At 43.2% G+C, this 9,777-nt stretch carries 9 protein-coding genes; all 9 read left to right on the forward strand.

The genetic code is table 11. From position 1 onward, the window contains the following. Positions 1 to 30: 30 nt before the first annotated feature. Positions 31 to 3,564: a transcription-repair coupling factor gene (gene mfd, locus CJU60_RS19895; protein WP_095714733.1), complete on the forward strand. Its 3,534-nt coding sequence runs from the start codon at positions 31 to 33 to the stop codon at positions 3,562 to 3,564. 135 nt (positions 3,565 to 3,699) lie between these two features. Then, positions 3,700 to 4,236, forward strand: a complete 537-nt coding sequence (gene spoVT / locus CJU60_RS19900; protein ID WP_024123624.1) for a stage V sporulation protein T — start codon at positions 3,700 to 3,702, stop codon at positions 4,234 to 4,236. Between the two features lie 181 nt (positions 4,237 to 4,417). After that, a complete protein-coding gene (locus tag CJU60_RS19905; RefSeq protein WP_024123625.1) occupies positions 4,418 to 6,016 on the forward strand; it encodes a putative polysaccharide biosynthesis protein in 1,599 nt (532 codons plus the stop codon). Next, a complete protein-coding gene (gene yabN / locus CJU60_RS19910; protein ID WP_095714734.1) occupies positions 6,006 to 7,475 on the forward strand; it encodes a bifunctional methyltransferase/pyrophosphohydrolase YabN in 1,470 nt (489 codons plus the stop codon). Before CJU60_RS19905 ends, yabN begins: the two co-directional genes overlap by 11 nt. 1 nt (position 7,476) lies before the next feature. After that, entirely contained in the window at positions 7,477 to 7,737 is a 261-nt protein-coding gene (locus tag CJU60_RS19915) for an RNA-binding S4 domain-containing protein (RefSeq protein WP_024123627.1), read from the forward strand. A gap of 78 nt (positions 7,738 to 7,815) precedes the next feature. Then, positions 7,816 to 8,118: a sporulation protein YabP gene (gene yabP / locus CJU60_RS19920; RefSeq protein ID WP_024123628.1), complete on the forward strand. Its 303-nt coding sequence runs from the start codon at positions 7,816 to 7,818 to the stop codon at positions 8,116 to 8,118. Beyond that, the gene (gene yabQ, locus CJU60_RS19925) at positions 8,115 to 8,750 is read left to right on the forward strand and encodes a spore cortex biosynthesis protein YabQ (RefSeq protein WP_095714735.1); all 636 of its coding nucleotides are present in this window, start codon (positions 8,115 to 8,117) and stop codon (positions 8,748 to 8,750) included. Before yabP ends, yabQ begins: the two co-directional genes overlap by 4 nt. 17 nt (positions 8,751 to 8,767) lie before the next feature. After that, on the forward strand, positions 8,768 to 9,145 hold the full coding sequence (gene divIC, locus CJU60_RS19930; RefSeq protein WP_095714736.1) for a cell division protein DivIC: 378 nt from the start codon (positions 8,768 to 8,770) through the stop codon (positions 9,143 to 9,145). An 80-nt stretch (positions 9,146 to 9,225) separates the two neighbouring features. After that, entirely contained in the window at positions 9,226 to 9,612 is a 387-nt protein-coding gene (locus tag CJU60_RS19935) for a S1 domain-containing RNA-binding protein (RefSeq protein ID WP_003218379.1), read from the forward strand. Positions 9,613 to 9,777: the final 165 nt, after the last annotated feature.

Genomic DNA, 9,777 nt, shown 5'->3' on the forward strand with positions numbered 1-9,777 from the left:
TTCTTACAGAAAACAGAGAGGAGGGGCCATATGGACAACATTCAAACCTTTATTAAAGAAAGCGATGACTTCAAATCCATCGTCAACGGTTTAAACGAGGGGCTGAAGGAACAACTGCTCGCGGGTCTTTCAGGTTCCGCGCGTTCTGTTTTTACTTCTGCTCTGGCTAATGAAACGAATAAGCCTATCTTTCTAATCACCCATAATTTATACCAAGCTCAGAAAGTAACGGATGATCTGACTTCACTTCTTGGAGATCGGTCTGTCCTTCTGTACCCCGTCAATGAACTCATATCATCAGAAATCGCGGTGGCTAGCCCTGAACTGCGGGCGCAGCGCTTAGATGTCATTAATAGATTAACAAACGGAGAAACGCCTATAGTTGTTGCTCCAGTAGCGGCTGTCAGAAGAATGCTGCCGCCGGTAGAGGTGTGGAAAAACAGCCAAATGCTCATTCAGGTGGGTCATGATATCGAACCGGATCAGCTGGCATCCCGACTGGTAGAGGTGGGATACGAGAGGTCTGATATGGTTTCTGCACCCGGTGAATTCAGTATTCGCGGCGGAATTATCGACATTTATCCGCTGACCTCTGAGCATCCGGTCAGAATCGAATTATTCGACACCGAGGTTGATTCCATCCGCAGCTTTAACTCCGACGATCAGCGGTCAATTGAAACCTTGACCTCCATCAGTATCGGTCCGGCAAAGGAACTGATTATCAGAGCTGAAGAAAAAGCACGTGCTATAGAGAAGATGGATAAAGGCCTTGCCGACAGCTTGAAAAAATTAAAGCTCGATAAGCAAAAAGAAATCCTGCATATGAATATTTCTCATGATAAAGAGCGTTTATCTGAAGGCCAGACAGATCAAGAACTGGTGAAGTACCTTTCATATTTTTATGAAAAACCTGCTAGTTTGCTAGATTATACACCTGATAACACGCTGCTTATTTTGGACGAAGTCAGCCGGATTCATGAAATGGAAGAGCAGCTTCAAAAGGAAGAAGCGGAGTTTGTCACAAATCTGCTGGAGGAAGGGAAAATTTTGCATGACATCAGTCTGTCATTCAGCTTCCAAAAAATAGCTGCTGAACAAAGACGGCCTTTGCTGTACTACTCTTTGTTTTTACGCCATGTTCAGCATACGAGCCCGCAAAATATCGTAAATGTATCCAGCAGACAAATGCAGAGCTTCCACGGGCAAATGAATGTACTTGCCGGTGAAATGGAGCGGTTTAAAAAATCAAACTTCACCGTTGTGTTTTTGGGAGCAAATAAGGAACGTACACAAAGACTGTCTTCTGTTTTGGCCGATTATGAAATCGAAGCGGCGATGACTGACAGCAAAAAGGCGCTTGTTCAGGGACAGGTTTATATCATGGAAGGCGAGCTTCAATCAGGATTTGAGCTGCCGTTAATGAAGCTTGCTGTCATTACTGAAGAAGAATTGTTTAAAAACCGCGTGAAAAAGAAGCCTCGAAAACAGAAGCTTACGAATGCAGAGCGCATCAAGAGCTATTCCGAGCTTCAAATTGGTGATTATGTCGTTCATATTAATCACGGGATCGGAAAGTATTTAGGGATCGAAACCCTTGAGATCAATGGAATTCATAAAGACTATTTGAACATTCACTATCAGGGAAGCGACAAGCTTTATGTGCCGGTTGAACAAATTGACCAGGTACAGAAGTATGTCGGATCAGAAGGAAAAGAACCGAAGCTGTATAAGTTAGGCGGCAGCGAATGGAAGCGGGTTAAGAAAAAAGTAGAAACATCCGTTCAAGACATCGCTGATGACTTAATTAAACTGTATGCCGAAAGGGAAGCGAGCAAGGGCTACGCATTTTCTCCTGATCATGAAATGCAGCGTGAATTTGAATCGGCGTTCCCTTATCAAGAGACAGAAGATCAGCTCCGCTCTATTCACGAAATCAAAAAAGACATGGAAAGAGAGCGGCCGATGGATCGACTGCTTTGCGGAGACGTAGGCTACGGGAAAACAGAGGTTGCCATCCGGGCGGCGTTTAAAGCAATCGCTGATGGAAAACAGGTCGCACTGCTTGTCCCGACAACCATTTTGGCTCAGCAGCACTATGAGACCATTACAGAGCGCTTTCAGGACTACCCGATGAATATCGGCCTGCTTAGCCGATTCAGAACAAGAAAAGAAGCAAACGAAACGATCAAAGGATTGAAAAACGGAACGGTTGATATCGTCATTGGGACACACCGACTGTTATCAAAAGATGTTGTTTATAAAGACTTAGGGCTGCTCATCATTGATGAGGAGCAGCGTTTTGGTGTCACCCATAAAGAAAAGATCAAACAGATTAAAGCCAATGTCGATGTATTAACATTAACTGCGACGCCGATTCCGCGTACGCTGCATATGTCTATGCTTGGCGTGAGGGATCTATCGGTGATCGAGACGCCGCCGGAAAACCGCTTCCCTGTACAGACATATGTTGTGGAATACAATGGTGCCCTTGTCAGAGAGGCGATTGAGCGCGAGCTTGCACGCGGAGGCCAAGTCTATTTCTTATACAACAGGGTAGAGGATATCGAACGGAAAGCAGATGAGATTTCAATGCTTGTCCCTGACGCGAAGGTTGCGTATGCCCACGGGAAAATGACAGAAAATGAATTAGAAGCTGTCATGCTGAGTTTCCTGGAAGGGGAATCAGACGTTCTCGTCAGCACAACAATCATTGAAACGGGTGTAGATATTCCAAACGTGAATACGCTGATCGTGTTTGACGCCGACAAGATGGGTCTTTCCCAGCTTTATCAGCTGCGTGGACGTGTCGGCCGTTCTAACCGTGTAGCGTATGCGTATTTCACGTATCGCCGGGATAAAGTGCTTACTGAAGTAGCTGAAAAAAGACTGCAGGCGATTAAAGAATTTACGGAGCTGGGATCTGGTTTTAAAATCGCCATGCGCGACTTAACGATTCGCGGAGCCGGAAACCTCCTTGGCGCTCAGCAGCACGGCTTTATCGATTCGGTCGGATTTGACCTCTATTCGCAAATGCTAAAAGAGGCCATAGAAGAGCGGAAAGGCGATACAGCGAAAACGGAGCATTTTGAAACAGAAATTGATCTTGAGCTAGATGCGTACATTCCGGAAACTTACATTCAAGACGGCAAACAGAAAATTGATATGTATAAACGCTTCAGATCTGTGGCTTCAATTGAAGAGAAAAATGAACTTCAAGATGAGATGATTGACAGGTTTGGAAATTATCCAAAAGAAGTTGAATACTTGTTTACCGTAGCTGAAATGAAGGTTTATGCGAAAAATGAACGGGTCGAATTGATTAAGCAAGATAAAGATGCAGTCAGGCTGACCATTTCTGAAGAGGCTAGTGCTGATATTGACGGCCAGAAACTGTTTGAGCTTGGCAACAAATACGGCAGACAAATCGGACTGGGAATGGAAGGAAAAAAACTCAAAATTTCCGTTCAAACGAAAGGCAAGACTGCGGATGAATGGCTCGAAACCGTGCTGGGCATGCTGAAGGGCCTTAAAGATGTGAAAAAACAAACCATTTCATCAACGTAAATTTTGTTACTCTCTGGTGTATATTACATTTGATGTGACGGATACTAATTTCAAGCGAGGCGGAAGGTACATAAAGTAACTGCTTTAGGTCTTTCCCACATTGTATAACCATCAAATGAAAGAGAGGCACCAGAGATGAAAGCAACCGGTATCGTACGTCGTATTGATGACTTAGGACGGGTCGTGATTCCTAAAGAAATTCGCAGAACGCTGAGAATCAGGGAAGGCGATCCGCTTGAGATTTTTGTAGATCGTGACGGAGAAGTCATTTTGAAAAAATACTCTCCGATAAGTGAGCTTGGAGACTTTGCAAAGGAGTATGCAGACGCGCTTTATGACAGTCTTGGCCATTCAGTGCTTATCTGTGACCGTGATGTCTACATTGCCGTCTCCGGAAGTTCCAAAAAAGACTACTTAAACAAGCCGATCAGCGAAATGCTGGAAAAAACAATGGATCAGAGAAGTTCCGTGCTTGAGAGCGATGCAAAATCCGTGCAGCTTGTGAATGGCATTGATGAAGATATGAGTTCGTATACTGTCGGCCCGATTGTGGCGAATGGCGACCCGATAGGTGCTGTTGTGATTTTTTCAAAGGATCAGACGATGGGCGAAGTAGAGCATAAAGCCGTTGAAACAGCAGCTGGGTTTTTGGCTCGTCAAATGGAACAGTAGGTCTTATTACAATTATCAAAATAGGTATAGAAAGAACAGCTCTCCTTGGGACGCTGTTCTTTTTTGTGCAGGCTGAAAAAGGATTCCAAGGGTTGGGGTATGGTATAATAACCTCGTTTTTATTTGTGCCAAGGTCATTGCGAACTCTGCATGGCCCCTGACGTTGGGAAGGAGCTTTTGGATGGATGATTCAATACGCGTCAAACGGCATTGGATGTGGCAGGGGGCTTTTGTTTTAATTCTGGCAGGCGTTATTTCAAAAATATTGAGCGCCGTTTACAGAGTCCCGTTTCAAAACATTGTCGGCGATGTTGGATTTTATATATATCAGCAGGTATACCCTTTTCTTGGTATTGCCGTCATGCTTTCAACATCAGGATTTCCGGTGATTATTTCTAAACTGATGAATGATTATAGTGAAAAAAACCATAACACCATAATGAAAATTTCAGCGCTGGTTTTATCGGTAATAGGTGTTTTTTTATTTCTGTGTTTATATATGGGAGCTGTTCCGATCGCTCTGTTTATGGGTGACTCGCATCTCGCCCAGTTAATTCAAGTAACTGCATATGCGTTTCTTCTGTTTCCATTTGTCGCGCTGCTCAGGGGCGTTTTTCAAGGGAGGCACAATATGCTGCCATCCGCTTTATCGCAAATCATGGAACAGTTTCTGCGGGTAGCGGTGCTTTTAGGGTTATCTTTTTGGCTCATCAAAAAGGGTGCCTCGCTTTATACTGCGGGAGCTGCAGCTGCTTCTGGTTCTCTTGCCGGAAGTTTGATTGCGCTTATCATCCTCGTCTTTTTTTGGTTCAAAACGAAAAAGCCTGAAAAAGCGGAAATAGAAAAAGAAAATCACATTACAACAAATCAATTAATTAAGAAACTGCTTTTATATTCGGTAACGATCTGTGTCAGCAGCCTGCTGCTTTTGTTTATTCAGCTTGTCGATGCGCTGAATTTATATTCTTTGCTGTCTGGCGGTGAGGTGAGTGAAGAAGCAAAGCGGCTGAAAGGAATTTATGACCGGGGGCAGCCTCTTTTGCAGCTCGGTTCTGTTTTCGCAATGAGCATCGGGACCTCACTCGTACCGTTGATTTCAAAAGCGGTAAAGGACAATCAAGTGCTGGTGATGAAACAAAGAGTGACGTCTTCCTTAAAGCTGTGTCTTGCGATTGGCGTTGCGGCGTCTGCTGGTCTCATCTGCATCCTCAAGCCGGTCAACATTATGCTGTTTCAAAATGGTGAAGGAACAGCTGCGTTACAGATATTTAGCTGCTCCATTTTGTTTGCGTCCTTGGCGGTCACGGCTGCTGCTGTCTTACAGGGAACGGGAAACACGGTATTTCCTGCAATAGCGGTAGGCGCAGGCGTGGCTGTGAAATGGGTGTTAAATACCTTTTTGGTTCCGAGTTATGGAATTGAAGGGGCTTCATTTGCGACAGCGGCTACCTTTGCGGCTGTCGCCGGCCTTAATTTATATCGCCTGCGGCAAAAAGAATGGCTGGACAAGATGAGAGGCGTTATGCTTCCGATTATTGGGTCCGCTTTATTGATGTCTGCTGTCTTGCTTGCTTATTTACGCCTTTGGTCTTTTCTGTTTGATGCGGAAGGAAGAGGATATGCGGCGGTTGAAAGTCTTTCTGCTGTCGCCATTGGAGGCGCGGTGTTTATTTATTGTATGATGAAATTGGGAATATTTACGGATGAAGAGCTCAACGGTGTGCCTTTTGGCAGCAAGTTAAGCAAACTCACAAGAAGGAGAGAACAAAATGGCAGGTAACATTACAGTCGTCGGGCTTGGCGCCGGAGACATGGACCAGTTGACAATTGGCATACATAAGCTGCTGACAAAGGCGGACACTCTGTTTGTCAGAACAAAAGACCATCCTTTAATTCAGGAGCTAGAAAGCGAAACGAAGAACATTCGTTATTTTGATGATATATATGAGAAGCACGACCAGTTTGATGCGGTATACGAAGAAATTGCTGACATTCTCTTTGGAGAAGCGAAGCATCAGGACGTTGTTTATGCGGTTCCGGGGCATCCATTTGTAGCGGAAAAAACAGTACAGCTGCTGACGGAGCGGCAGGAAGAAAAAAACATTCAGGTGAAAGTCGCGGGAGGACAAAGTTTTCTTGATGCTACTTTTAATGCCTTGCAAATTGATCCCATTGAAGGCTTTCAATTTGTGGATGCCGGCACATTGAGCGCGGATGAGCTTGAGCTCAGACATCACCTGATCATTTGTCAGGTTTACGACCAAATGACTGCATCCGAAGTGAAGCTGACATTAATGGAGAAGCTGCCGGATGATTATGAAGTTGTGATTGTAACGGCCGCCGGAAGCCGCGATGAGGATATTCGGAGAGTGCCTTTATTTGAATTGGACCGTAATGTCGCCATGAATAACTTAACAAGTGTGTATATTCCGCCGATTAAAGAAGAGAAGCTGCTGTACCGGGAGTTCTCCGCGTTTCGGCGCATCATCAGAGAGCTTCGCGGGCCTAACGGCTGTCCGTGGGATAAAAAGCAGACTCATCAGTCATTAAAACAATACATGATTGAAGAGTGTTATGAACTTCTCGAAGCAATTGACGAAGAAGACACAGACCATATGATCGAAGAGCTTGGCGACGTTTTGCTTCAGGTCCTGCTTCACGCGCAAATCGGTGAAGATGATGGTTATTTCACAATAGATGATGTGATTAAAGGGATCAGTGAAAAAATGGTCCGAAGACATCCCCATGTGTTTAAAGATGTTAAGGTTCAGGATGAAAACGATGTTTTGGCAAATTGGGAAGATATTAAAAAAGCCGAAAAACATACATCTGAAGAATCCTTGTTAGACAACGTCCCGAAAACCCTTCCTGCTCTTTCTAAAGCTGCTAAACTTCAGAAAAAAGCGGCAAAAGTCGGTTTTGACTGGGAAGATGTGAGTGATATTTGGGAAAAGGTGAATGAGGAGATGGAGGAATTTTCTTCGGAGGTTTCTGAAGACCCTCATGAACACAATCTCAAGGCCGAATTTGGCGACGTTCTCTTCGCCTTGGTAAATGTAGCCCGCTTCTACAAAATAGAACCGGAGGAAGCATTGGCGATGACAAACGATAAATTCCGGAGACGTTTCTCTTATATTGAGCAAACAGCGAAGGAAAAGGGAATCGAGCTGGCTAATATGTCTCTTGAGGACATGGACAACCTGTGGAATGAAGCAAAAGAAACTGAGAGGAGATCATAATATGAGATTAGATAAATTTTTAAAAGTATCACGGCTGATTAAACGACGTACACTAGCGAAGGAAGTAGCTGATCAAGGCAGAATCTCCATTAACGGAAATCAGGCTAAAGCAAGCTCAGACGTAAAACCTGGAGATGAATTAACGGTCCGCTTCGGCCAAAAGCTTGTAACGGTACAAGTGAATGAGCTCAAAGACACGACGAAAAAAGAAGAAGCCGCAAATATGTATACGGTGCTAAAGGAAGAAAAACTCGGCGAATAGGCTTGTTCTAAAAGAATCCCCCGCCTCATACAATGCAGTAATAATGCTAAAAGTATCGAGGATATGGGGGCTGAATAGATGAATTCATATTATGAACAAAAAGGTTCTTCTTCTGTTCCGGAACAGCACGATGTGACAATGAAAGGCCGGAAACATTTAGATATTTCTGGGGTTAAGCAAGTTGAAAGCTTTGATAACGAAGAATTCCTGCTGGAAACAGTGATGGGAATGCTCTCAGTCAGAGGCGAAAACCTTCAAATGAAAAATCTTGATGTAGAAAAAGGGATTGTTTCGATCAAAGGCAGGGTATTTGATTTAGTGTATTTAGACGAGCAACAAGGGGATAAAGCTAAAGGGTTTTTTAGCAAGTTGTTTAAATGACGCTGACGACACAATTCTATACAATGCTGGCGATGTCCGGTATGGGCCTCTGGCTTGGCGCGTCGCTTGATACGTACAGGCTCTTTGTCATTCGTGCCAGAACAGCCAGATGGCTTTTATTTATTCATGATATTCTTTTCTGGATTTTGCAGGGGCTGCTCTTCTTTTATGTCTTGCTTCATGTAAATGAGGGAGAATTCAGGCTGTACATTTTTTTGGCGGTTCTGCTGGGCGTTGCGACGTATCAAAGCCTTTGCAAACGAATCTATATAAAAATACTGAAATTCGTCATTTATCTTGTTGTTTCTGTTTATCAATTCTTAAAAAAGCTCATTCAGCACGTGTTATTTCGTCCTATTGTGTGGACATGCGGAGTCATCATCTGGCTGGTCACGTTTCTCTTTCAGAGAACATACCGCCTGATCGGTTTTCTCATGTTATGTCTTTATAAAATAGTCATGGTTCTGTGTTTTCCGATCCGCTTTATCGTGAAACAATGTATGAAACTTCTTCCTGAAAAACTGCGTCTAATTTTCAGACGATATTTTCAAAAAGGTGCAGGATTTCTAAAAAAGAAGAAGAAACTATTGGTAACCATAAGAACGACCATTACACGTTTTTTGAAGAGATGAAAGGAGGACCGTCTGATTTGAATTTTTCCAGGGAACGAACGATAACTGAAATACAAAACGACTATAAAGACAAAGTAGAGCGGCAAAATCAGCTGAAGAAAAGAAGAAGAAAAGGGCTGTACAGACGGTTGACTGTATTCGGCGCCCTCGTATTTCTGACGGCAATTGTACTGGCAAGCTCTGTATGGAGCCAAACATCTTCCCTTAGCGCAAAAGAAGAAAAGAAAGAACAGCTTGAAAAAGAACTGAAGAATTTAAAGACAAAGCAAACGGATTTAAAAGAAGAAATATCCAAATTAAAAGATGAAGATTACGTCACAGAGCTTGCCAGAAGAGACTTATTCATGTCTGGAGACGGTGAAATAATCTTTAATGTGGAGAAGAAGAACAAGTAGCCTTGTTGACACTTAAATTTTTATTTAGGTATAATTAAGCAAACGATCTTTTTATAAGCCTAAGGAGGAGCACTTTTTTTATGTCGATTGAAGTGGGCAGCAAGTTGCAAGGGAAAATTACAGGTATTACAAATTTTGGAGCATTTGTTGAATTGCCTGGAGGCTCAACCGGTCTCGTTCATATCAGTGAGGTAGCCGATAATTATGTTAAAGACATTAATGATCACTTAAAAGTCGGCGACCAAGTTGAAGTGAAAGTCATCAACGTTGAAAAAGACGGGAAAATTGGTTTATCTATTAAAAAAGCTAAAGACCGTCCGCAAGCCAGACCTAGAAATGATTTCCGTCCGAAAGAATCTTTTGAACAGAAAATGAACAAGTTTTTAAAAGATAGCGAAGATCGCTTGTCATCTTTAAAACGCAATACGGAATCAAAACGTGGAGGGCGCGGAGCAAGAAGAGGATAACTTGCTGCTTTCTATAAATAAATGAAGCATCCGTTCGTCCCAACGGGTGCTTTTTTTATATGCTCTCTCAAGGTAAGAGTCAGAAAATTATAACATTAAAGTTTCTGTTGACGAAAAGGACAAACCTTTGTATTATATAACTTGTGCTTAGAAGCACAAAACAAT

Source organism: Bacillus sp. 7705b, from assembly GCF_002289525.1.
Taxonomy (GTDB): domain Bacteria; phylum Bacillota; class Bacilli; order Bacillales; family Bacillaceae; genus Bacillus; species Bacillus halotolerans.